Genomic DNA, 23,288 nt, shown 5'->3' with positions numbered 1-23,288 from the left:
GCGACGATGAATGCCCTGCTGCAGCCCGATGCCACTGAGGCGGATGCCGCGTCGGTCGCCGAGCTGCGCCTACACCTGCACCTGCGCGGCGCGGTGCAGGGCGTGGGCTTCCGGCCCTGGTGCGCGCAGCAGGCGCTGGCGCTGGGCCTGAACGGCTGGGTGCGCAACGACGCCGCCGGGCTGCAGTGCGAGGTCCAGGGCCCCGCCGCCGCGCTGCGGGTCTTCACGCAACGGCTGCGCCAGTCGCCGCCGCCGCTGGCGCGCATCGACGCGCTGCAGCAGACGCCTCAGACTGTGCGCAGCGACGAAGCGGGCTTCCGCATCCTCGCCAGCGACGCCGGCGCGGCGCTGGCCACCGGCCTGCCGGCCGACGCCGCGCCCTGCGCCGACTGCCTGGACGAGCTCTTCGACCCCGCCGACCGCCGCCACCGCTACGCCTTCATCAACTGCACCCACTGCGGCCCGCGCTTCACGATCACCCAGCGGCTGCCCTACGACCGGCCGAACACCAGCCTGGCCGGCTTCCCGCTCTGCCCCGCCTGCGCGCGCGAGTACCGCGACCCCAGCGACCGCCGCTTCCACGCCCAGCCCGTGGCCTGCCCGGCCTGCGGCCCGCAGCTGGCGCTGTGGCAGCCGGACGGCACGCCGATCGCTGGCGTCGACCCGCTGGCCGAGGCCGCGCGGCGGCTGGCCGCCGGGCAGATCCTGGCCGTCAAGGGCGTGGGCGGCTACCACCTGGTCTGCGACGCCCGGTAAGCTGCGCCGCTGCAGCGCCTGCGCGCCGCCAAGCAGCGCGCCAGCAAGCCCTTCGCACTGCTCGTGCCCAACGTCGCCAGCGCGCGGCAGTGGGCAGAAGTGGATAACGATGCCGCCCGGCTGCTCGCCAGCCCGGCGGCGCCCATCCTGCTGCTGCCCACGCGAACCGGCGTGGCCGAGCGCCACCCGCTGATCGCCCCCGGCCTGAATGACTGGGGCCTGATGCTGCCGGCTGCGCCGCTGCACGCGCTGCTGATCCACGAACTGCTCGGCCGGCCCGCGGGCCGCGCCTGGCGCGAGGCGGCCCAGCCCACGCTGCTGGTGATGACCAGCGCCAACCCCGGCGGCGAGCCGCTGGTGGTGGACGAGGCCGAGGCGGTCGAACGCCTGGGCGGCCTGTGCGATGCCCTGCTGGTGCACAACCGCCCCATCCTCGGCCGGGTGGATGACAGCGTACGCCGGCCGATGCGTGGCGCCGATGGCGCCGTCTCCTCCGCCTTTTTCGCCCCGTTCGTGCGCCGCGCCCGCGGGTACGTACCCGACCCGATCGAGCTGCCCGGCGTGCCCGCCGACGCGCCGCCGGTGCTGGCCACCGGCGCGTGGATGAAAAACACCGTCTGCCTGACGCGCGGCAACCAGGCCTTTCTCTCCCCGCACATCGGAGATCTCGGCAGCGCCGCCTGCCGGCACGCGCTGGTGGAGGCAATAGAGCGGCTGCGCGACTTCCTCGGCGTGCGACCGCAGCTCATCGCGCACGACCTCCACCCCGACTTCTTCAGCACGCAGCACGCCCAGGCCCTGGCCGCCGAATGGGGCGTGCCGACGCTCGCGGTGCAGCACCACCACGCCCATGCCGCCGCGGTGCGGGCCGAACACGGCGCCACCGCACCGACGCTGGCCCTGCTGCTGGACGGCGTGGGCCTGGGCGACGACGGCACGCCCTGGGGCGGCGAGTTGCTGCGAGTCTCCAGCGGTGGGTTTGAGCGCCTCGGCCACCTGCCGACACTCGCGCTGGCCGGCGGGGACCGCGCCGCGGCCGAGCCCTGGCGCCTCGGTGCCGCCGTGCTGCACGCACTGGGCCGCGGCGAGGAGATTGCCGCCCGCTTTGCCGACCAGGCTGGCGCCGGCCAGATCGCCCGGCTGCTGGCGCGCAATCTGAACTGCCCACCCACACCGAGTGCCGGCCGCCTCTTCGACGCCGCCGCCGCCCTGCTCGGCCTCTGCCCGGTGCAGCGCCACGAGGGCGAGGCTGCGATGCGGCTGGAGGCGCTGGCCGCAGACCACCCCGCCACACCCTGGCCCGACGCCTGGCGGATCGACGCCGAAGGCCGGCTGACCTGGCCGGGCCTGTGGACTCATCTCGCCGATGCGACGGAAGCTCCGACGGCCTCCGCCACGATTGCCGCCACCTTCCACGCCACGCTGGTCGCCGCGCTCGCCGACTGGGTGGCCCACCACGCCCGCGCCACCGGCCTGCACGGGGTGGCGCTTGGCGGCGGCTGCCTCATCAATCGCCGCCTGCGCAACGGCCTGGTCGCCGCGCTGGCCGAGCGCGGCCTGACCCCACTGGAAGCCCGCCAGGCGCCACCCGGCGACGGCGGCCTCGCGCTGGGCCAGGCCGCCATCGCCCTCGACCACCTGCTGGGCGCCGCTCCGGCAGCCCACCTTCCCTGACTTCCTTCCCGAGAACAAGACCCATGTGCCTCGCCCTGCCCGCCTGCGTGATCGAACGACTCGATGGTGAAGAGCTGCTGATCGACCTCGGTGGCGTGCGCAAGCGCGTCAGTGGCGCCCTGACCCCGGAGGCGCAGGTCGGTGACTACGTCATCGTCCACGTCGGCCACGCCATCGGCGTGATCGACCCCGAGGAGGCCGCGCAGACGCTGGCGCTGTTTGCCGAGCTCTCCGCCGTCGAGCAGGCTGCCGCCGTGGAGCAGTCGCAGTGAAGTACGTCACCGAATTCCGCGACGGCGACCTCGCCCGGCGCATCGCCGAGAGCCTCGCCGCCGAGGCCCGGCCCGACCGCCAGTACAGCTTCATGGAGTTCTGCGGCGGCCACACCCACGCCATCTCCCGCTACGGCGTCACGGAGCTGCTGCCGCCCAACGTGCGCATGATCCACGGCCCCGGCTGCCCGGTCTGCGTGCTGCCGATCGGCCGGGTGGACCTGGCGATCAAGCTGGCGATGGAAAGGGGCGTGATCCTCTGCACCTACGGGGACGTGATGCGCGTGCCGGCCTCGGAAAGCCTCAGTTTGATGAAGGCCAAGGCCCGCGGCGCGGACATCCGCATGGTCTATTCCGCCGCCGACGCGCTGGGGCTGGCGCGCAAGCACCCGGACCGCGAGGTGGTCTTCCTGGCCATCGGCTTCGAGACCACCACGCCGCCCACCGCGCTGGTGATCCGCCAGGCCGCCAAGGAGCAGATCACCAACTTCAGCGTGCTCTGCTGCCACGTGCTGACGCCGAGCGCGATCACGCACATCCTGGAGAGCCCCGAGGTGCGCCAGTACGGCACGGTGCCTATCGACGGCTTCATCGGCCCGGCCCACGTCAGCATCATCATCGGCTCGGACCCCTACGTGCACTTCGCCGAGGAGTACCGCAAGCCGGTGGTGATCGCCGGCTTCGAGCCGCTGGACGTGATGCAGGCCATCCGCATGCTGGTGCGCCAGGTCAACGAGGGCCGCGCCGAAGTGGAAAACGAATTCACCCGCGCGGTGACGCCCGAGGGCAACCTGGCCGCGCAGGCCGTCGTCAGCGAGGTCTTCGAGCTGCGCAGCAGCTTCGAGTGGCGCGGCCTGGGCGAGGTGCCCTACAGCGCGCTGAAGATCCGCCCCGCCTTCGCCGCCTGGGACGCCGAGCGCAAGTTCGAGCTCAGCTACACCCCCGTGCCCGACCACAAACAGTGCGAGTGCGGCGCCATCCTGCGCGGCGTCAAGCGCCCCACCGACTGCAAGCTCTTCGGCACGGTCTGCACGCCCGAGAACCCGATGGGCTCGTGCATGGTCTCCAGCGAAGGCGCCTGCGCCGCGCACTACAGCTATGGGCGCTTCCGGGACATTCCGGTGGTGGCCGCCCCGCCTGCGAGCACGAGGGCCGGGCGTCAGCAGCGGTCAGCAGAAGACGAGGCGGACATCGCAGCGGCGCATGCACGCAAAGGTGAGCCCACCTTGACCCTGGAAGCGTTCGGGAAGCAGCTGCGGACAGATGGAACGCTCTGAGGATCGCAGCGAGGCTCCAGCTCGTTGGGCAAGGCTTCCAGCCCTGACCCGCTGAGTCCTGCATCCATCCAATGTCAATAGTGATACCGCAACTGCGCAATCAGCAAAGCGTCGCCCTCGACCCGGTAGACCATGCGGTGCTCTTCGGTGATGCGGCGTGACCAGAAGCCGGCCAGCGCGTGCTTCAGCGGCTCGGGTTTGCCGACGCCCTCAAAGGGCTCGCGCTGGGTTTCGCGGATCAGCTTGTTGATGCGCTCCACCATCTTGCGGTCCTGCTTCTGCCAATAGAGGTAGTCCTCCCATGCGGCGTCCGCAAAGACCAGCTTCATTCCACCAGCTCCCGCTCCTGGCCCTGGCCGGCCGAGAGCTGTTGCACGGCCGAGAGCAGCCGCCGGGCGTTGGCGGGGCTGCGCAGCAGGTAGGCCGTCTCCTCCAGCGCCTGGTAGTCCTCCAGCGACAGCATCACCACCGAGGGCTGGCCGTTGCGGGTGACGATCAGCGGCTCATGGTCGTTGCACACGCGGTCCATGGTGCTGGCCAGGTTGGCGCGCGCGGCCGAGTAGGAAATGGCATCCAAGGCGAGTTCTCCACCGCTTCAATAGCGTACGCAAAATTGTACAATAACAACCTCTGAGACCCCACCCATGAGCACCCCCAAGAAAGACTACATCCGCCCCCTCGACCTCAAGCACGGTCGCATCGACATGAACCACGGCGCCGGGGGCCGGGCCAGCCTGCAGCTGATCGAGGAGGTGTTCGCGCGCGCCTTCGACAACGAGTTCCTGCGCCAGGGCAACGACGGCGCGGCGCTGCCGGCGCTGCCGCCCGGCCACCGGCCGGTGATGGCCTGCGACGGCCACGTGATCTCGCCGCTGTTCTTCCCGGGCGGTGACATCGGCGCGCTCTCGGTGCACGGCACGGTCAACGACGTGGCGATGATGGGCGCGACGCCGCTGTACCTGGCGGCCAGCTTCATCATCGAGGAGGGCTTTGCGCTGGCCGACCTCAAGCGCATCGTCGACTCGATGGCCACCGCCGCCCGCGAGGCCGGCGTGCCGGTGGTGACCGGCGACACCAAGGTGGTCGAGCAGGGCAAGGGCGACGGCGTGTTCATCAGCACCACCGGCGTGGGCGCGCTGCCCGAGGGCCGGCAGATCGGCGGTGCGCGCGCCCGCGTGGGCGACGTGATCCTGGTCTCCGGCACGATCGGCGACCACGGCGTGGCGGTGCTGTCGCAGCGCGAATCGCTGGAGTTCGAGACCGCCATCGTCTCCGACACCGCCGCGCTGCACGGCCTGGTCGCCGCGATGCTGGCCGCCGTGCCGGAAGGCGCCGTCCGCACCCTGCGAGACCCCACCCGCGGCGGCCTGGCCACCACGCTCAACGAAATCGCCCGCCAGTCCCGCGTGGGCATGATGCTGCAGGAGGCGGCGATCCCCATCGCGCCGCAAGTGGACGCCGCCTGCGAGCTGCTGGGGCTGGATGCGCTGTACATCGCCAACGAGGGCAAGCTGATCGCCATCGTCGCGCCCGAGGCGGCCGACGCCCTGCTGGCCGCGATGCGCGCCCACCCGCTGGGCGCTCAGGCTGCGCGCATCGGCGTGGTCACGGAGGACGCGCACCACTTCGTGCAGATGACCACCGCCTTCGGCGGCCAGCGCGTGGTGGACTGGCTGAGCGGGGAGCCGCTGCCGAGGATCTGCTGAACACGAGGCCGATTTGTCCTGCCCACGATGGATGTGTAGACTGGAACCGAAGGAGTCACACATGGCCACCAACCTCGCCCTCGATCCCGAACTGCTGGAGCGGGCCTTTCAGGTCAGCGGCGAACCGACCAAGAAGGCCGCCGTCACCCGCGCCCTGCAGGAGTTCATTGCCCGGCGTGAGCAGCGGCGGGTGGCGGAGCTGTTCGGTCAGCTGGAGTGGGACAGCAGCTTCGACCCCAAGGCCGAGCGCAGCCGGGCTGAGTCGTGAGCCTGCTGGTCGACACCAGCGTCTGGTCGCTTGCCCTGCGGCGCCAGGCCACCCAGCCCCAACCGCCCGAGGTGCTGGCGCTGCGCGAGGCGATCCTCGGTGCGGATCAGGTGTTCGTCACTGGCTTGGTGCTGCAGGAGCTGCTGCAGGGCTTCGCCGGCCCGAAGGACAGCGCGCGAATCATCGAGCACTTCGCGGCGCTGGGCTGCGTGCAGCCGGATCGGCAGGACCACATCGAAGCGGCTGAGCTACGCAACACCTGCCGCCGAGGCGGCGTGCAGATCGGCACCATCGACGCCCTGCTGATCCAGCTCTGCCGCCGCCATGACCTGACCCTGCTGTCCACCGACCAGGACTTCCGCTTTGCCGCCCGGCACGTCGAATTCAGGCTCTGGGCGGTGAGCTGACTCCAGCCAAACTGCCATGCGCATCCTCCTGCTCTGTCACAGCTTCAACAGCCTCAGCCAGCGCCTGTTCACCGCCCTGCGCGACGACGGGCACACGCTGTCGGTGGAGCTGGACATTGCCGACAACGTCACCGACGAGGCCATCGACCTGTTCCGGCCGGACGTGCTGATCGCGCCCTTCCTGAAGCGCCGCATCGCCGAGGCCACCTGGCGGCGGCTGCCCTGCCTGATCGTCCACCCCGGCCCGCCGGGCGACCGCGGGCCCAGTGCGCTGGACTGGGCGGTGATGCGCGAGCGCGCGCACTGGGGCGTGACGGTGCTGCAGGCGACCGACGAGTTCGACGCCGGGCCGGTGCTGGCGCACGCGAGCTTTGCGATGCGCCCCGGCACCAAGGCCAGCCTGTACCGACGCGAGGTGACCCGCGCGGCGGTGGGCGCGGTGCGCGAGGCGCTGCAGAGGTTGGCGCTGCCGCTCGTCGAAGCGCCCGCGGGCGACGACGGCTGGCAGCCACTGATGCGCCAGGCCGACCGCGCCATCGACTGGCGGCGCGACGACAGCGAGACGATCGGGCGCCACCTGCGCGCGGCGGATGGCTTCCCGGGCGTCGCCTCGACGCTGTTCGGCCAGCCGGCACACCTCTTCGACGCCCACCCGGCCAACGCCGCCACGCGGGCACGCGCCGCCGGGCTCGGCCAGCCGGGCGACGCCATCGCCCGCCGCGGGCCGGGCGTGCTGGTGCGCACGGTGGACGGCGCGATCTGGATCGGCCATGTGCGCCGCGCACCCACCGGGCCGGACGGCCTGACACTCAAGCTGGCCACCACCCGGGCCTTTGCCGCCGAATGCGCCGCGCTGCCAGAATGGCCCGCGCCGCTGGAGCGCCCGGCAGAGGGACCCGAAGCCGACTGGGACGAGCTGCGCTACGAAGAATTCGGCCCGGCCGAGGCGCGCGTCGGCTGGCTGGAGTTCGCCTTCCACAACGGTGCAATGAGCACCCGCCAGTGCGAGCGCCTGCGCGACACCCTGCGCGCGCTGCGCCAGCGGCCGATCAAAGTGCTGCTGCTGACGGGCGGGCCGGACTTCTTCTCCAACGGCATCCACCTGCACGACATCGAGGCCGCCGCGCCGGAGATGGGCCTCACGCCTGGCAACAGCGCCGACGACAGCGCTGCGGATGCCTCCTGGCGCAACATCAACGCGATGGACGACGCCGCGCTGGAGCTGCTGACGCTGACCGACCGGCTCACCGTCGCCGTGCTGCGAGGCAACGCCGGCGCGGGCGGCTGCTTCCTGGCGCTGGCGGCCGACCAGGTCTGGGCCCATGCCGGCGTGGTGCAGAACCCGCACTACAAGAACATGGGCAACCTCTACGGCTCGGAGTACTGGACCTACACCCTGCCCCGCCGCGTCGGTGCCGCGCAGGCCAAGGCCATCACCCAGGGCCGCCTGCCGATCGGCGCGGCCGAGGCGCTGCGCATCGGCCTGCTCGACGCGGTGCTGGGCGAGGACGCTGCCGAGCTGGAAGTGCTGGCCCGCCAGCAGGCGCTGGCCCTGGCCGCCTCACCAGACTTGGCCGAGCGCATCGCCGCCAAGGCCGCCCGCCGCGCCGCCGACGAGGCCGCCAAGCCGCTGCAGCGCCACCGCGAGGAGGAGCTGCAGCGCATGCACCGCAACTTCTACGGCTTCGACCCCAGCTACCACGTGGCGCGGCACTACTTCGTGCACCGCAAGCCGCATGCGTGGACGCCGCGGCACCTGGCGGTGCACCGCTAGTCCAGCGGCTTGTGCGGCTTGGCACAGCTCCTGCCAAGGCTCCAGACGGGTCTGCGCCCAGCGGCTGAGCGGGCCGAGGTAGGGCAGCACCCGCTCCACCTGGGTCAGGTAGGTCTGCCAGGGGCCGTCGGCCTGGTGGCGCACGTACGACAGGGCCGGCTCGCCCTGGCCCGCCGCGGCACGGGTGGGGTCTGCGATCACCGGGCTCATCGCCGAACCTCCCCGGCGGCTGCGGGGGGTACCCCCCAGCCCCCGCCGCCTGGAGTGCGGATGATGAACACGTCGCCGGGCTGCATCTGCACCTCGCCGATGTGGCCCAACCGATCCAACCAGCCATCGGCGCGTTGCACCCAGTTCTCGCCCACCGCACCGGGCTGGCCGCCTGCAGCACCGAAGGCACCGTGCTGACGGCCGTTGCTGAGGATGGAGGCGGTCATCGGCGCCAGGAATCGCACGCGGCGCTCACCGCCGTCCCCGCCGCGCCACTGCCCGGCGCCGCCGGAGCCGGCGCGCACGGTGTAGGCCTCCAGCCGCACGGGGAAGCGCGTCTCCAGCACCTCCGGGTCGGTCATGCGGGAGTTGGTCATGTGGGTCTGCACCACCGCCGTGCCGTCGAAGCCCGGGCCCGCTCCGGAGCCGCCGGCGATCGTCTCGTAGTACTGGTGCGCATCGTCGCCGAAGGTGAAGTTGTTCATCGTGCAGGGGCTGGCGGCCAGCACGCCCAGCGCACCGTACAGGGCGTTGGTGATGCACTGAGAGGTCTCGACATTGCCGGCCACCACCGCCGCCGGGTGGTTCGGGTTGAGCATGCTGCCCACAGGCACGATCAGCTCCAGCGGCTTGAGGCAGCCGGCGTTGAGCGGGATGGCGTCGTCCACCAGGGTGCGGAAGACGTAGAGCACCGCGGCGGTGGTGATGGCGCGCGGGGCGTTGAAGTTGCCCGGCAGCTGGGCGCTGGTGCCGGTGAAGTCGATCTGTGCCGCCCGGCGCGCGGCGTCCACCCGCACCGCCACGCGGATCTGGGCGCCGTTGTCCAGGGGGAGGGTGAATTCGCCGTCTCCGGCCGACGCCGGGCCACCCCAAGTCGGCCGGTCCCCCTCGGGGGGCGGCGCCGTGGGGGGCAGTGCGCTGGCGCCCACGGGGCCTGGGGGCCGTTGTGACAGTGCGGTGATGACACGGCGCACGCTCTCCTCCGCGTTGTCCTGCACATGGCCCATGTAGGCGGCCACGGTGTCGCGGCCGAACTGGGCCACCATGGCGCGCAGCTCCTGCACGCCCTTCTCGTTGGCGGCGATCTGGGCGCGCAGGTCGGCCAGGTTCTGGTCGGGGTTGCGTGAGGGCCAGGGGCCGCTGGCCAGCAGGGCACGCATCTCGGCCTCGCGCATCACCGGGTGGCCGTCCGGACCGGTGGCCACCAGGTGGAAGTTGTCGATCAGCACGCCCTCCTCGCTGATGGAGGTCGAGAACGGCGGCATGGACCCCGGCGTGCTGCCACCCACGTCCCCGTGGTGGCCGCGGCTGGCCACGTAGAAGGCCGGGCGGGCCTCACCGTTCAGGAACACCGGCGTCACCACGGTGATGTCCGGCAGGTGGGTTCCCCCGTGGTACGGGTCGTTGAGCACGAAGACATCGCCGGGGACCATCGCCGGGTTGCGCTCGATCACCGAGCGGATGGATTCGCTCATCGAGCCCAGGTGCACCGGCACGTGCGGCGCGTTGGCGATCAGCTGGCCCTGGCCGTCGAACAGCGCGCAGGAGAAGTCCAGCCGCTCCTTGATGTTGACCGAGTAGGCGGTGTTCTGCAGCCGCAGCCCCATCTGCTCGGCGATGTTCATGAACAGGTTGTTGAACACCTCCAGCATCACCGGGTCGGCCTGGGTGCCCACCGCATGCTGCTGGGCGCGCGGGCGGATGCGCTGCAACAGCAGGTCGCCGCGCCCGGTGAGCTCGGCCTGCCAGCCGTCGTCCACCACGGTGGTGGCGTTCTTCTCGGCGATGACGGCCGGCCCGGTGATGCGGGCGCCCGGCTCCAGCCCCTCGCGGCGGAACAGCCCGGCCTCGCGCCAGCCGGCCGGGCGTTCGTCGGCCAGGCAGTACATCGGCACCCGCTCCAGCGGAGCGGGTTCGTGCGGCGTCACGTCGGCGGTGGGCAGGCCCGTCGCCTCCACCGCCTCGCCCGGAGCCAGACATTCCACGTTCACCGCTTCCAGCGTCAGGCCACGGCCGGGCATCAGAAAGGCAAAGCGCTGGCGGTAGCCGGCTTCGAAGGCGGTGGTGATCGCCTCCAGCGCGGCGGCGGCATCGCCCTCCAGCGCCAGCGGGCAGGGCAAGGCGGTGTCGGTGCCCTCGTAGCGCACCTGCACCTGGGCCACCGTGCGCAGGACGGCGGCGGACAACCCCTGGGCCAGCAGCTCATCGCGGGCCTGGGTGGCCAGCTGCTGCGCCAGCGCCCGGGCACGGGCGAGTCCGCCGGCGTCCAGCGGAGCCTCCAGCGAGGCCTCGCGCAGTGCGGTCTGGTCGGCCAGGCCCATGCCGTAGGCACTCAGCACGCCGGCCAGCGGATGCGCCAGGATGCGGCTCATGCCCAGCGCGTCGGCCACCAGGCAGGCCGCCTGTCCACCGGCGCCGCCAAAACATTGCAGGGTGTAGCCCGTGACGTCATAACCCCGCGCCACCGAGATGCGCTTGCAGGCATTGGCCATGTTGGCCACCGCAATCTGCAGCGCACCGGCGGCCACCTCCTCGGCCGTCACCGGCCTGCCGGCGGCCGTACTCATGGCCTGGGCCACCTCGGTGAAGCGCTGCACCACCACCTCCCGGTCCAGCGGCTGGTCGGCGTGGGGGCCGAACACCTTGGGAAACCAGGCCGGCTGGATGCGGCCGAGCATCACGTTGGCGTCGGTGGTGGCCAGCGGGCCGCCGCGGCGGTAGCTGGCCGGCCCGGGGTTGGCACCGGCGGACTCCGGGCCCACGCGCAGCCGCGACCCGTCGAAGCGGATGACCGAGCCACCGCCGGCGGCCACGGTGTGGATGCTCATCATCGGGGCGCGCAGGCGCACGCCGGCCACCTCGGTGTCAAAGGCGCGCTCGAACTCGCCGGCGTAGTGGCTCACGTCGGTGGAGGTGCCACCCATGTCGAAGCCGATGACCTTCTCCTGCTTGGCAACCAAAGCAGTCCGCACCATGCCGACGATGCCGCCGGCCGGGCCGGAGAGGATGGCGTCCTTGCCCTGGAAGCGCTGCGCCTCGGTCAGCCCGCCGGAGCTCTGCATGAAGAACAGGCGCACGCCCGGCATCTGGCTGGCCACCTGGTCCACGTAGCGGCGCAGGATCGGGCTGAGGTAGGCGTCCACCACGGTGGTGTCGCCGCGCGGCACCAGCTTCATCAGCGGGCTCACCTGGTGCGAGACCGAGATCTGCGTGAAGCCCACCTCGGCCGCCAGGCGCTGGGCGGCCTGCTCATGGGCCGGCGCCTTCCAGCCGTGCAGGAAGACGATGGCACAGGCGCGCAGCCCGGCGTCGAAGGCGGCCTGCAGGTCGGCACGCAGGGCGGCCTCGTCCAGCGGTGTGACCACCTCACCCTGGGCGCTGACGCGCTCGTCGGCCTCCACCACACGCTCGTACAGGCGCTCGGGCAGGTGGATGGCGCGGTCGAACAGCCGGGGCCGCGCCTGGGTGGCGATGCGCAGTGCGTCGCGCAAGCCCCGGGTGGTGACCAGCAGCGTGCGGTCGCCCTTGCGCTCCAGCAGCGCGTTGGTGGCCACCGTGGTGCCCATCTTCACGCACTCCACCTGCTCGGGCGTGATCGGCTCGCCGGGCGGCAGACCCAGCAGGCGGCGGATGCCCTCCACCGCGGCGTCGCGGTACTGCTCCGGGTTCTCGGACAGCAGCTTGAGGGTGTGCAGGGTGCCGTCGGGTGCGCGGCCGACCAGGTCGGTGAAGGTGCCGCCGCGGTCGATCCAGAACTGCCAGCGGGCCGGCTTCACGGGGGTCGAGGGGACAGAAGACATGACGGTGGTTCCGAAAAAGGGTGGGCTGCAGTTCGCCGCACCGACGGGCCACAGCAGGCCCCGGCGTCGCAGCGATGCCAGCGTTGAGGTGTGAAATCGGGAGGGCACGGGGCCCAGGCGGGGGCCGGGGCGGCGGCTACTGCATCTGCGAGGGCAGCCAGGTGACGATGCCGGGCACGAAGTACACCAGCAGGACGAAGCCGCACATCAGCCAGAACATCGGCATCGAGACGCGCGCCAGCCAGGTGATGTCGCGCTTCGTCAGCCCCTGCAGCACGAAGAGGTTGAAGCCCACCGGCGGGGTGATCTGCGCCATCTCCACCACCAGCACGATGAAGATGCCAAACCAGATCAGGTCGAAGCCGGCCTTCTGCACCGTGGGCAGCAGCACCGCCATGGTGAGCACCACCATCGAGATGCCGTCCAGGAAGCAGCCCAGCACGATGAAGAACAGCACCAGGCTGAGCATCAGCACGAAGGGCGACAGGCCCAGCCCGCCGATGAACTCGGCCAGGTGGCGCGGCAGGCCGATGAAGCCCATGGCCAGCGTCAGGAAGGAGGCGCCCGCAAGGATCAGGCCGATCATGCAGTACACCCGCACGGAGGCGGCCAGCCCGTCGACGAAGCGCTGCCAGCTCATCGAACCCTCCACCACCGCCAGCCCCAGGGAGCCGGCCACGCCCAGCGCGGCGGCCTCGGTGGCGGTGGCCAGGCCGGAGTAGATCGAGCCCAGCACCAGCGCGATCAGCAGCACCACCGGGATCAGGTGACGGCCTTCGTAGACTTTGGCCAGCAAGCCCATGGAGGCGTCGGCGGCGGGCACCTGCTCCGGGTGCCGCAGGGCCCACACCACGATGTAGCCCATGAACACCAGCGCCAGCAGGATGCCCGGCAGCACGCCAGCCATGAACAGCTTGGCGATGCTGACGTTGGCGGCCACACCGTAGACGATCATGATGATCGACGGAGGGATCAGCAGCCCGAGCGTGCCGGCGCCCGACAGCGTGCCGATGGCCATGGGGTCGGGGTAGCCGCGCTTCTTCAGCTCCGGCAGGGTGATCTTGCCGATGGTGGCGCAGGTGGCCGCCGACGAACCCGACACCGCCGCGAAGATGGCGCAGCCGATCACGTTGATGTGCAGCAGCCGGCCCGGCAGGCGGTTCAGCCAGGGCGCCAGGCCGCGGAACATGCCCTCCGACAGCCGGGTGCGGAAGAGGATCTCCCCCATCCACAGGAACAGCGGCAGGGCGGTGAGCGTCCAGCTGGAGGTGGAGCCCCAGATGGTCAGCACCATCGCATCGCCCACCGGGCGGCTGCTGAAGGTCTGCATCGCAAACACCGCCACCCCCAGCAGGGCCAGGCCGATCCACAGGCCCGAGCCCAGCACCACCAGCATCAGCACGATCAGCAACAGGGCGATCAAGGCATCCATGGGTTGCTCCTCATTCGACGCGGGCGGCTTCGCCGTCCGCCGGGGTGGCAAAGAAGGGCAGACCCAGGCGGTGGCTCACCAGCGCATCCAGGCAGGCCACGGCCAGGCCGAAGGCGCCCAGCGCCATGGCCATCTGCGGCAGCCACAGCGGAGTGGCGTCCATCGCCGGGGAGATGTCGTGGGTGGAGTGGGAGATCCACACCAGCCGCAGCGAGAACCAGGCCAGGTGGCCGGCCAGCACGCTGGCCGCCAGCAGGCTCCAGACCTGCAGCGCATTGCGCCACCGGGGTGGCGCCTTCTCCAGCAGCAGCGTCACGCGGATGTGCTCGCTGCGCTGGAAGGTGGTCGGCAGCGCCAGGAACAGGGCCGCGGCGATCGCGTAGCCGGCGTAGGCATCCAGGCCCTGGATGTCCCAGCCGGCCTCCCGGGCGACCACGCCCAGGCCGACGGTGATGAATGCGGCCACCATCGCCAGCATGGCCAGCAGGCCCAGCAGGCGGTAGAACGCCATGAGCAGCGTCTTCATGCGCTTGTCTCCTCATTGATCGTTGCAGTGGGCCGGCGCGCCGCCAGGGCAGGCTGGCCGGAAGAGGTCAGGGCTTGTTGAAGGCGTCGACGATGGCCTGGCCGTCCGCACCGGCGGTCTTGAGCCACTCGGCCACCATCTTGTCGCCCACCGCCTTCAGGTCCTTTTTCAGCGCGGGGCTGGGGTCGGCCACCTTCATGCCCTTGGCGGCCAGCTCCTTCTGGTACTCGGCGTCCTTGGCCTCGCTGACCTTCCAGCCGCGCTCCTGGGCGGCGGCGGCGGCCTTGAGCAGCACCTCCTGGGTGGGCTTGTCCAGCGCGTCGAAGGCCTTGGTGGACACCACCACGGCGTTCTTGGGCAGCCAGGCGTTGACCCGGTAGAAGTGCTTCACGCTCTCGTAGAGCTTGTTCTCCACCCCGCTGGCACTGCTGGTCAGGAAGTTGTCCACCGTGCCGGTGGCCAGCGCCTGGCCCAGCTCGGCCAGCTGGATGGTGGTGGGCTGAGCGCCCATCAGCTGCGCGATGCGCGAGGAGGCCGGGTTGTAGGCGCGCATCTTGGTGCCCTTGAGGTGGGCAGCCGACTCGATGGGCTTGACGCTGTACAGGCTCTGGCCCGGCCAGGGCACGGTGTAGAGCAGCTTCATGCCCTGGGAGGCCAGCAGCTTCTCCAGGTAGGGCCGTTCGATGCCGGCGAGCTTGCGCGCCTCGGCGTAGCTGTCGACCAGGAAGGGCAGCGCGTCGGTGCCGAACAGCGGGTTCTCATTGGACGCCCCGGAGAGGATGAACTCGCCTGCGGGCACCTGACCGGTCTGCACCGCCCGCTTGATCTCGTTGGCCTTGTACAGCGAGGCGTTGGGGTGCAGGGTGATCTTGAGCTTGCCGCCGCTGGCCTTGTCCACCTCGGCCGCGAAGGCCGCCAGGTTCTCGGTCTGGAAGCTGGCCACCGGGTAGGCGGTGGGCAGGTCCCAGGCGGTGGCGGCCTGCGCCACGGGGGTGGCCAGCCCCAGCACGGCGGCGGTGGTGGCGGTGGCGGTCAGGGCCAGCAGGTGGCGGCGGGTGGTGGCGGCTTGCATGGTCATCTCCTCGGCAGGTCGGTTGTGTCTGGGGGGGTGGGCGGGGGCGGGGAAGGGAAGGGTCAGCGGCAAAGGGTGAACCCGGCCGGGGCTCAGCCCAGGCCGAGATGGCGGTTCAGCCGGTCGGTCACCAGCATGTGGCCGGGCGCGTGGGTGATGCAGAAGGCCGGGCGGGCGGTGGCGATGGCCGACTGCGGCGTCACCCCGCAGGCCCAGAACACCGGCAGCTCGTCGGGCAGCACCTCCACCGCGTCGCCGTAGTCGGGGCGGGCCAGGTTGCCGATGCCGATGAGCGCCGGGTCGCCGAGGTGGATCGGCGCGCCGTGCACCTCCGGCACCCGGGCGGTGATCTGCACCGCGCGGATCGCGTCGGCCGCCTTCATCGGGCGCATCGACACCACCATCGGCCCGTGGAAGGGCCCGGCCGACCGGGTGGCGATGTTGGTGCGGTACATGGCCACATTGCGCCCCTGCTGCACATGGCGCAGCGCGATGCCGGCGGCCAGCAGGCCATGCTCGAAGCTGAAGGAGCAGCCCAGCGCAAAGGTCACCAGGTCATCGCGCCAAAACTCACGCAGGTCGGTGGGTTCGGCCACCAGCTCGCCGTGCTGCCACACGCGGTAGCGCGGCACGTCGCTGCGGATGTCCAGGTCCTCGCCCAATTCGTCGAGCAGATACTGGCCAGGCTCGGACACCGCCAGCAGTGGGCAGGGCTTGGGGTTGCGCTGGCAGAAACGCAGGAAGTCCCCCGCCAGCGACGCCGGCAGGATCGCCAGGTTGGCCTGCACCTGCTCGCGGGCCAGGCCGCTGGTGTGGCCGCTCAGCCGGCCGCTGCGGGCGGCCTGCCGCACCTCGCGGCCGGTGCTTTGCGCCGTCAAGCCGTTGGAGGCGGTGGGGCTGTGGCTGTCACAAGGGTTCATGCCTGTCTCCTGGGGTGGCCCTGCATCCGGGTCGGTCGATGCCGCTGGACGCGGAGGCTGATGCTGGGGTGAGGGAGCGAATGCGGCGGATTGTGAAAGCCCCCTTCGCAACGATCCAACGAGAATTTTTCGTTGTCATCATCGATTTTTTTGATGACTCAATTCACGAACCCCGCTGGGGACAGACCGCCCCAGACGGGTGCACCTGCGCAGCGCAGCGACAGGGGTCGACGCGGCCGGCCCGCGGCCACCGCCGCCTGCGTCCCCCGCCCCGCGTCGGAGCCCGGCGGAGGCTGCCCGGTCCTGCGGCAGTGACCGGGACCGCCGACCTCAGCCCGGCGGCTGCCCCAGGTAGGCCTGCGCCGACTCCAGCACCGAGCGGGTCAGGGTGGAGGTGGGGTCCTCCCGGAAGCTGGCGTGGATGGGCAGCGGCTGCAGCGCCCGCTCGGCCACCAGCTCGCGCAGCGGCGCGCCCCGCGCCAGCGCCGGCACCGTGGCCTGCGGCAGCGTGGCCACGCCGAAGCCGCCTTCCACCAGCTGCACCATCGCCGAGATGGACGAGATGGTGTGCACCCGCGGCACCGGCGCGCGGTGCTGCTCGAACAGCGCCAGCAGCGCCTGGTGCGGCTGCGAGCCGCGCTGGAAGGTCAGCAGCTCGATGCAGCTCAGGTCCAGCAGGCTGTAGCACGGCTGGGTGTGCTGCGCCGCGTGGCCGACGAACACCATCGGCATCGGCGGCAGCGGCAGCGTGCGCACCGCCGAGTCCGACGCCGGCAGTGCGGCGAACACCAGGTCCAGCGCGCCGCGGCGCACCTGGTCGACCAGCACCGGCGAGGTTTCCACCGTCAGCTCCAGCTCGAAGTCCGGGTGCGAGCTGCGCATCTGCTGCAGCCAGCCGGTCAGCCAGCTGTGCACCACCGACTCGATGGCCCCCAGCCGCAGCACCATCGCGCGGCCGGCGTGGCTGCTCATCTCCGCGCGCACCTGGCGCTGCACCTCCAGCAGCCGCAGCGCCAGCACATGGAAGCGCTGGCCGGCCACGGTCAGGCGGAACTGCTTGTCGCGCCGATCCACCAGCACCGTGCCCAGCTCCTCCTCCAGCGCCGCGATGCGCGCCGACAGCGCCGACTGGGTGATGTGCAGCTTCTGCGCCGCGCGGGTCACGCTCTTGAGCGACACCGCCCAGTGGAAGGCCTCGACAAAACGCAGGTTCATGGCACGGGGATGGTACGGGCTGCCAGCGGCCTCACCGCCATCCGCGCCCCATTGCGCACCACAAGGCACACCGCGTTCCGCGCGGCCTCCTGCACCACGGTCAAGCCAGCAGCCGCCGACCCCAGAGCTGCGCCGCTTCCCGCAGCGCGCCGGCCATCGGCTCGCTGCCCATGCGGTGGCCGCCACCGGGCACGCGGCTGACCTCGACGCCCATCCCGACCCCAGGGCCGCAGGGGCCCGCTGACCCCAGGCCCCCCCGGGCTGACATCGCCGCCAGCCGGTCCGTGGTGGCCACGGGGCAGACCGCATCCGCCTCCCCATGCACCAGCATCAGCGGCAGGCCCCGCACCGCCAGCGCCGGCAGCACCATTGCGGCCCAGCCCCAGGCGTCGTGGCCCGCCGTCCAGCCGCTGCCGCCGTAGTGGGCGTGCACCCGCCAACTGGCGAGGGTGGCTTCGCTGCGGGCCTCGGGCCGCTGCATGCGCGCCAGCGACCAGCGCGCCCCGCTCGCCAGAACGCCGCCGGGCGCGCCCTGGTCGTCGTCATAGGCCTGCGCGGCCAGGGCGAGCCGGTCCTGCGCGCTCGTGGCCGGCTGGCCGGCCGGGCTGAGCCCGGCCAGGTCGTGGCGGTGGTGGAGGTAGAGATCGGCCAGATCCAGCGGCGTGGACGGCGCTGGGCCCTCCCCGCTCTCCCCGCTTTCCCCGTCCAGCCAGCGGCGCCCGGGCTCGCCCAGCCACGGCGCCCAGCCGCCCAGGTAGTGCGCCAGCTCCGCCGTGCTGCCCAGAAAGGCCGAACGCAGGAACAGCCCCTGCACCCGCTGCGGGTGGCGCGCCGCATAGGCCAGCGCAACGAAGGCTCCCCAGGAGCCAGCGGCCACCGCCCAGCCCTCCAGGCCCAGGTGGGCACGCAGCGCCTCCAGGTCGTCCAGCAGCCACTCCAGCGTGTTGCCGCGCAGTTCACCCAGCGGCAGGCTGCGCCCGCAGCCGCGCTGGTCGCTGACGATCCAGCGCAGCGGCAGCCCGGCCAACCCCGCCAGCGACTCCGGCCGGCTGCGCCCGCCCGGGCCGCCGTGGATCACCAGCACCGGCCGGCCGCCGGGGTCGCCGCCTTCGCAGTACCAGACGCGGTGCGACACGCCCTCGGCCGCCGGCCGCTCCAGCCAGCGGCCGGCGGCAAAGGGGTCGATAGAAGGGTCGGCGCTCATGGGCATCAGTCCCGCACCCCGGTGCGGCCCCCCCTCTCCCACCTTGGGAGAGCGGCCGGGGGTGAGCGCCTGGGCCAGACCGGACTCATCCCGCGCCGCCGTCGATGCTCAGCTCTCGGCCGCCGCCGCGATCAGCGCGGCCAGCGCCTCGGCCACCTCGGCCTCGCTCACGCCCTCACCCAAGGCCAGCAACCCCACCGGCGCCCCGGCCAGCGCCGCAGCCCCGTCGGTCTTCAGCTTCTTCACCCACTCGCCCGCATCGCGCCCGCCGGCAAAGGCCTGGCTCTGCAGCAGCACGCGGCCATCGTGGGCGCTGAGCTTGAAGTAGAACTGGCCGTCCGCCTCGCGGTACTGCTTGAACACCGGCAGATGCGCCTTCGCCTTGGCCGCGGGCGCCGCAGCGGCCTTGAGCGGCTGGAAGCTGCGCAGGCCGACGGCATGGCGCAGCTCGTCGAGCAGCGGGCGGGCGATGGCGCGGGCCTTGGCGGCGCCGGCCTGCAGGATGGCCTCGATCTTCTCCGGGTGCGCCATCAGCTCGTCATAGCGCGCGCGCATCGGGCCGATCTGCCGCTCGATCTGGTCGAACAGCCGCTGCTTGGCCTCGCCCCAGGCCAGGCCGGCGCGCAGCTCGGCGCGGAAGGCCGCACGCTCCTCGGCGCTGGCAAAGGCGTCGAAGATCGTCACCAGCGCGCTGCCCTCCGGCTCCTTCGGCTCGCCGGGCAGCCGGCTGTCCGTCACGATGCGCGCAATCGCCTCGCGCAGCGCCCGGCTGCCGCCCTCGAACAACGGGATCACGTTGTCGTAGCTCTTGCTCATCTTGCGCCCGTCCAGGCCGGGCAGCAGCTCCATCTCCTCGTCCACCTGCGCCTCGGGCAGGACGAAGAACTCCTTGCCTTTGCCGAACAGGTGGTTGAAGCGCTGCGCCACGTCGCGCGCCATCTCGATGTGCTGCACCTGGTCCTTGCCCACCGGCACGCGGTGCGCGTTGAACATCAGGATGTCCGCCGCCATCAGGATCGGGTAGCAGTACAGCCCCATCGTCACGCCCGCGTCCGGCTCCTCGCCCGCGGCGGTGTTGGCATCCACGCTGGCCTTGTAGGCGTGCGCGCGGTTCATCTGCCCCTTGCTCGTCACGCAGGTCAGCAGCCAGGTCAGCTCCGGGATCTCGGGGATGTCGCTCTGGCGGTAGAACGTCGCCCGGTCCGTGTCCAGCCCGGCGGCGATCCAGGTGGCCGCGATCTGCAGCCGCGACGCCTCGATGCGGTCCGGCTCATCGCACTTGATCAGCGCGTGGTAGTCGGCCATGAAGAAGAAGCTCTCCACCCCCGACTCGCGGCTGGCTTCGATGCAGGGCCGCACCGCGCCGACGTAGTTGCCGAGGTGCAGGGTGCCGGTGGTGGTGATGCCGGTGAGGACGCGTTGGGGCATGGCAGACAGGGTGGGCAATGGGAAGGCGCCGGTGGCGCGCGGGCTCGGCTCGGGCCGAGCGCAGCAGGTGGTGGATTGTCGCTGCTGGCGGGCCTAGACTGGGTGGCGGCAGACGACGCCACCTCCCGATCCATGACCACCACCGTCACACTGCGCAGCCGCCGCAGGATCACCCTTCCGGCCCCGATCGCGGCCGCAGCCAGCCTGTGCCCGGGCGATGCGTTGAACGTCGAATGGGCCGGCGGGCGGATCGTGCTGACGCCGATCCCGGCCGCCTCTCAGACCCGCCAGCCCATGAGCCGATTCCTCGGCGCGGCACGCGGGGTCTATGGTGACTCGGCTGAGGAAGCGGACAACGAACTGCGCTGCCAGCGCGCAAGTTGGTGATGCCTCCGCTCATCGAAGATCGATCAAATCGAACGATTCGACTAAACTAACCGATCTCCACGCCTTAACCCGGAGTCCCTGACATGCTGACCTTCACCGCCAATGAAGCCAAGACCCGCTTCGGCGAACTGCTCGACCGGGTACAGCGCGAGCCGGTTCAGGTGTCGCGGCACAACCGGGTGGTCGGCGTGATGGTCTCGCCGGAAGACTACGAAGCGATGCGCGCCTTCTATGCGGATCGGCTGCAGCGGACACTGGACCAGACCGCTCAGGAAGCCGCCGCAAAGGGCCTGACCGACGAGGAACTGCAGCGCCTGCTCGCCGATGAAAGCTGATCGCCGGGCCGTCGTCGACACCAATGTCCTGATCAGCGCTGCTCTTTCGGCGGGTTCGGCGCCGGCCCAGGTACTGCGCCATCTGCTGGTCCACGGCCGCCTCGTCTTCTGCGAGGAAACCTTCGCGGAGCTGGAAACGCGGCTCTGGCGCCCGAAGTTCGACCGCTACCTCAGCCTGGAACGGCGCCGCCAACTGCTGCATGACCTGCGAGCCGCGGGCGAGTGGTTCTCTTTGCCCGCCTTGCTGCAGCAGTCCTACAGCCGGGATCCGGACGACGACAAGTTCATCCACCTCGCCTTGGCTGCGCGGGCCGACTGGCTCATCAGCGGCGATCAGGACCTGCTGGTCCTGGTGCCTCTGCCCGGGGTCGACATCCTCACCCCGGCCGACGCGCTCCAGCAGATCCAATTTCAACTGCGCGCCGCACAAGGTGCCGGCCAATTGGCCCGCGGGCTGGAGTTGCTCGACAAGGCGGCCGGCCAGGGCGAGGCCAAGTCTTAGACGGCACTCAACGCTCCCGCTGGCCACTGCGCAGACCGCCGCCATGCACCTCGACCCCTTCGTCGCCGTCGACGGCCTGCCCTTCACCACCACGCCGCAGCAGCTGCGCGAGCGGCTCGGCCCGCCGCATTCAGAAAGCCGCAGCACGATCGAACTCAATGAGTTGGACTACGGCGACGTGGTCTACCGGTTTCAGGACGGCGGCCGGCTGGAGGAAGTCACCCAGCGCGCCGACGTCGTCCACCTCGGCAGCGTGGCGGTGCCCTTCTTCGCGCTGGAGGGCTTCATCGCCGAACACGACCCCGACCACTTCGAGCGAGCCGGCTTCATCGTCAGCCCGAAATACGGCCTGGCTTTTGTGCCGAACCCCTCGCGCTGGGTGACGGCGCTGGCGGCGCACTGCATCGGCACCTGGCGGGACATGGCCGCCTGACCGACGCCGGGCGGGTTCTCCAGCCCTCCCGCCGTGACTGCAGCCCGCTACAGTCAGCGCATTGCCCCGCGCCACCGCTGGAAGGACCGCCATGCAGAACGCCCTCGTTGGACAACGCGTGCTCATCACCCAGTCGACCGCCTTCATGGGCCCGGCGCTCTGCGAGGTCTTCAGCAAACAGGGCGCCACCGTCATCGCCAGCCCGGACGACCTGGCCGACCCCGACGCCCCCGCGCGCGTCGTCGCCGCCGCAGGGCCCATCGACGTGCTGGTGGCCAACCTGGCCTTCACCGCGCCCAGCACACCGGCGCTCGACGTTCAGGACGCCGAATGGCGCGCCGTCTTCGCCGCCCTGGTCGACCCCCTGCCCCGCCTGCTGCGCGCCGCCGCCCCGGCGATGGTCGCGCGCCGCAGCGGCAAGCTGCTGGTCATCGGCAGCGCCTCCGCGCTGCGGGGCATGAAGCGCACCGCCTCCTACAGCGCGGCGCGCGGCGCCCAGCTGGCCTGGGTGCAGGCCGTGGGCGTGGAGCTGGCCCCGCACAACGTGCAGGTCAACGCCATCGCGCAGAACTTCGTCGACAACCCGACCTACTTCCCGCCCGAGGTGCAGGCCAACCCCCGCTTCCAGGAGCGCCTGGCCCGCGAGGTGCCCCTCGGCCGCCTCGTGGCCGCCCGCGAAGACGCCCAGTTCGCCGCCTACCTCTGCAGCCCGGCGGCCGGCTGCTTCGTCGGGCAGGTGTTTCCGGTCTGCGGTGGCTGGGTGGGGCGCTGAGGCCTGGCGGCAAACGGCAGACGGCAAACGGCATCGGGACTGGGCGCGAACCTCCTGCCCACCGATCCGTCAGAAAGCCCATACACCGTCAGAAACCGGAGCCTCGCCATGACCAGCCCCCCTGCCGCCACCGTCAGCCTGCGCGGCCGCCGCCGGATCACCCTGCCGGCCGAGATCGTCAGCGCGGACGGCCTGAGCACGAACGACACGCTGGAAGTTCGGCTGGTGAACGGCAGCATCGTCCTGGTGCCCACCCACGCGGCCCGGCCGGCGCCCCGGTCGATGAGCCGCTTCCTCGTCGCCGCCCGGGGCCTGTACGGCGCCACGGCGGAGGAGGCCGACGCCCAGCTGCGCGCGCAGCGCGATGAGTGGTGACCGCTGCGCTGGCGGCGCCCCGATGCTCGACGTCCCCGCCCTGCTCACCCGCCACGCGGGCCGCAAGGTCTACTTCGACACCCACATCTTCATCCACGTCCTCAACGGAACGCCCGACCTGAGCGTACCCTGCGTCCAGTTGCTCGACGCCTGCGCCCAAGGCGCCATCCAGGGCATTACCGGCGACCTGACGTTGGCCGAACTGCTGGTGCTCCCCCTGCGCCAGAACAACGCCGCCGCCGTCGCGGCCGTGCGCGAACTCCTGATCGACGACGCCGCCATCACCCTGTTGCCGCACGACCGCGCCACCTTCGAACGCGCCGCCGCCCTGCGCGCCCAGCATGGCCTGAAGATGCCGGACGCGCTGCAACTGGCCACGGCGCTTCAGGCGGGAGCGGCCTGTTTGGTGTCGAACGATCGGCGGTTTCCGGGGGTGGATGGGATGGAGTGTGTGAGCTTGGTGGGGTGAGCAGCGCGGCGTGGCATTTCCCTCCAAAGCAAAAGGCAAGCCATGACCCCACAACCAACGACTCGCCAAAACGG

25 protein-coding genes are annotated in these 23,288 nt (G+C 71.4%); 15 read left to right on the top strand and 10 right to left on the bottom strand.

Features of this window, described 5'->3' with window-relative positions; genetic code table 11:
* Positions 1–6 precede the first annotated feature (6 nt).
* Genes NGK70_RS08765 through hypD form a run of 4 tightly spaced genes read left to right on the top strand, consistent with a single transcriptional unit; the run spans position 7 to position 3,979 of the window.
* A complete protein-coding gene (locus NGK70_RS08765; RefSeq protein ID WP_251972867.1) occupies positions 7–756 on the top strand; it encodes an acylphosphatase in 750 nt (249 codons plus the stop codon).
* Between the two features lie 9 nt (positions 757–765).
* Positions 766–2,430, top strand: coding sequence for a Kae1-like domain-containing protein (locus tag NGK70_RS08760; RefSeq protein ID WP_310742607.1), 1,665 nt, complete (start codon positions 766–768; stop codon positions 2,428–2,430).
* Between the two features lie 23 nt (positions 2,431–2,453).
* On the top strand, positions 2,454–2,702 hold the full coding sequence (locus tag NGK70_RS08755) for a HypC/HybG/HupF family hydrogenase formation chaperone (RefSeq protein ID WP_251972865.1): 249 nt from the start codon (positions 2,454–2,456) through the stop codon (positions 2,700–2,702).
* Positions 2,699–3,979, top strand: a complete 1,281-nt coding sequence (hypD, locus tag NGK70_RS08750) for a hydrogenase formation protein HypD (RefSeq protein WP_251972864.1) — start codon at positions 2,699–2,701, stop codon at positions 3,977–3,979. Before NGK70_RS08755 ends, hypD begins: the two co-directional genes overlap by 4 nt.
* A 74-nt stretch (positions 3,980–4,053) precedes the next feature.
* Here the strand turns inward: hypD and NGK70_RS08745 are convergent, their stop codons facing one another.
* The gene (locus NGK70_RS08745; RefSeq protein ID WP_251972863.1) at positions 4,054–4,308 is read right to left on the bottom strand and encodes a Txe/YoeB family addiction module toxin; all 255 of its coding nucleotides are present in this window, start codon (positions 4,306–4,308) and stop codon (positions 4,054–4,056) included.
* The gene (locus NGK70_RS08740) at positions 4,305–4,556 is read right to left on the bottom strand and encodes a type II toxin-antitoxin system Phd/YefM family antitoxin (protein ID WP_251972862.1); all 252 of its coding nucleotides are present in this window, start codon (positions 4,554–4,556) and stop codon (positions 4,305–4,307) included. Before NGK70_RS08740 ends, NGK70_RS08745 begins: the two co-directional genes overlap by 4 nt.
* A gap of 67 nt (positions 4,557–4,623) precedes the next feature.
* Between NGK70_RS08740 and hypE the strand changes: the two genes are divergently transcribed.
* The 4 genes from hypE (at position 4,624) to NGK70_RS08720 (ending at position 8,134) form a co-directional block, all read left to right on the top strand.
* Positions 4,624–5,685, top strand: a complete 1,062-nt coding sequence (hypE, locus tag NGK70_RS08735; protein WP_251972861.1) for a hydrogenase expression/formation protein HypE — start codon at positions 4,624–4,626, stop codon at positions 5,683–5,685.
* 61 nt (positions 5,686–5,746) lie between these two features.
* The gene (locus NGK70_RS08730) at positions 5,747–5,953 is read left to right on the top strand and encodes a type II toxin-antitoxin system VapB family antitoxin (RefSeq protein ID WP_251972860.1); all 207 of its coding nucleotides are present in this window, start codon (positions 5,747–5,749) and stop codon (positions 5,951–5,953) included.
* Positions 5,950–6,360 (top strand): type II toxin-antitoxin system VapC family toxin, encoded by a 411-nt coding sequence (vapC, locus tag NGK70_RS08725; protein WP_251972859.1) that lies wholly within the window; start codon positions 5,950–5,952, stop codon positions 6,358–6,360. Before NGK70_RS08730 ends, vapC begins: the two co-directional genes overlap by 4 nt.
* 16 nt (positions 6,361–6,376) lie before the next feature.
* Positions 6,377–8,134, top strand: coding sequence for an enoyl-CoA hydratase-related protein (locus tag NGK70_RS08720; RefSeq protein WP_251972858.1), 1,758 nt, complete (start codon positions 6,377–6,379; stop codon positions 8,132–8,134).
* Between the two features lie 206 nt (positions 8,135–8,340).
* Here NGK70_RS08720 and NGK70_RS08710 read toward each other — a convergent pair whose 3' ends face one another.
* The 8 genes from NGK70_RS08710 to NGK70_RS08675 form a co-directional block, all read right to left on the bottom strand.
* The gene (locus NGK70_RS08710) at positions 8,341–12,144 is read right to left on the bottom strand and encodes a hydantoinase B/oxoprolinase family protein (RefSeq protein ID WP_251972857.1); all 3,804 of its coding nucleotides are present in this window, start codon (positions 12,142–12,144) and stop codon (positions 8,341–8,343) included.
* A 136-nt stretch (positions 12,145–12,280) separates the two neighbouring features.
* On the bottom strand, positions 12,281–13,576 hold the full coding sequence (locus NGK70_RS08705; protein ID WP_251972856.1) for a TRAP transporter large permease: 1,296 nt from the start codon (positions 13,574–13,576) through the stop codon (positions 12,281–12,283).
* A 10-nt stretch (positions 13,577–13,586) separates the two neighbouring features.
* Complete coding sequence (locus tag NGK70_RS08700) at positions 13,587–14,102, bottom strand: TRAP transporter small permease (RefSeq protein ID WP_251972855.1); 516 nt, start codon at positions 14,100–14,102, stop codon at positions 13,587–13,589.
* Between the two features lie 67 nt (positions 14,103–14,169).
* Entirely contained in the window at positions 14,170–15,174 is a 1,005-nt protein-coding gene (locus NGK70_RS08695; protein ID WP_251972854.1) for a TRAP transporter substrate-binding protein, read from the bottom strand.
* A 92-nt stretch (positions 15,175–15,266) separates the two neighbouring features.
* Entirely contained in the window at positions 15,267–16,094 is an 828-nt protein-coding gene (locus NGK70_RS08690; RefSeq protein ID WP_251972853.1) for a putative hydro-lyase, read from the bottom strand.
* Between the two features lie 330 nt (positions 16,095–16,424).
* Positions 16,425–17,309: a LysR family transcriptional regulator gene (locus NGK70_RS08685; RefSeq protein WP_251972852.1), complete on the bottom strand. Its 885-nt coding sequence runs from the start codon at positions 17,307–17,309 to the stop codon at positions 16,425–16,427.
* 100 nt (positions 17,310–17,409) lie between these two features.
* Entirely contained in the window at positions 17,410–18,513 is a 1,104-nt protein-coding gene (locus NGK70_RS08680; RefSeq protein ID WP_251972851.1) for an alpha/beta fold hydrolase, read from the bottom strand.
* A gap of 108 nt (positions 18,514–18,621) precedes the next feature.
* Positions 18,622–19,941 carry a tryptophan--tRNA ligase gene (locus NGK70_RS08675; protein WP_251972850.1) on the bottom strand — a complete coding sequence of 440 codons (1,320 nt, stop codon included), beginning with the start codon at positions 19,939–19,941 and terminating at the stop codon, positions 18,622–18,624.
* A 132-nt stretch (positions 19,942–20,073) separates the two neighbouring features.
* On the opposite strand from NGK70_RS08675, the gene NGK70_RS08670 reads away from it, so the two are divergent.
* From NGK70_RS08670 to NGK70_RS08640, 7 genes are all read left to right on the top strand, one after another.
* On the top strand, positions 20,074–20,328 hold the full coding sequence (locus NGK70_RS08670) for an AbrB/MazE/SpoVT family DNA-binding domain-containing protein (protein WP_251972849.1): 255 nt from the start codon (positions 20,074–20,076) through the stop codon (positions 20,326–20,328).
* An 83-nt stretch (positions 20,329–20,411) separates the two neighbouring features.
* Positions 20,412–20,663, top strand: coding sequence for a type II toxin-antitoxin system Phd/YefM family antitoxin (locus tag NGK70_RS08665; protein ID WP_251972848.1), 252 nt, complete (start codon positions 20,412–20,414; stop codon positions 20,661–20,663).
* Positions 20,653–21,165, top strand: a complete 513-nt coding sequence (locus NGK70_RS08660) for a putative toxin-antitoxin system toxin component, PIN family (RefSeq protein ID WP_251972847.1) — start codon at positions 20,653–20,655, stop codon at positions 21,163–21,165. Before NGK70_RS08665 ends, NGK70_RS08660 begins: the two co-directional genes overlap by 11 nt.
* Positions 21,166–21,208: 43 nt before the next feature.
* On the top strand, positions 21,209–21,598 hold the full coding sequence (locus NGK70_RS08655; protein ID WP_251972846.1) for a hypothetical protein: 390 nt from the start codon (positions 21,209–21,211) through the stop codon (positions 21,596–21,598).
* A 91-nt stretch (positions 21,599–21,689) separates the two neighbouring features.
* Entirely contained in the window at positions 21,690–22,370 is a 681-nt protein-coding gene (locus NGK70_RS08650; RefSeq protein WP_251972845.1) for an SDR family oxidoreductase, read from the top strand.
* A 108-nt stretch (positions 22,371–22,478) separates the two neighbouring features.
* The gene (locus tag NGK70_RS08645) at positions 22,479–22,745 is read left to right on the top strand and encodes an AbrB/MazE/SpoVT family DNA-binding domain-containing protein (RefSeq protein ID WP_251972844.1); all 267 of its coding nucleotides are present in this window, start codon (positions 22,479–22,481) and stop codon (positions 22,743–22,745) included.
* 22 nt (positions 22,746–22,767) lie between these two features.
* Positions 22,768–23,214, top strand: coding sequence for a type II toxin-antitoxin system VapC family toxin (locus NGK70_RS08640; protein WP_251972843.1), 447 nt, complete (start codon positions 22,768–22,770; stop codon positions 23,212–23,214).
* Positions 23,215–23,288 lie beyond the last annotated feature (74 nt).

The sequence above is a fragment of the Sphaerotilus microaerophilus genome (genome assembly GCF_023734135.1).
Taxonomy (GTDB): Bacteria; Pseudomonadota; Gammaproteobacteria; order Burkholderiales; family Burkholderiaceae_C; genus Sphaerotilus; species Sphaerotilus microaerophilus.
This window is presented reverse-complemented; position numbering and strand designations above follow the sequence as displayed.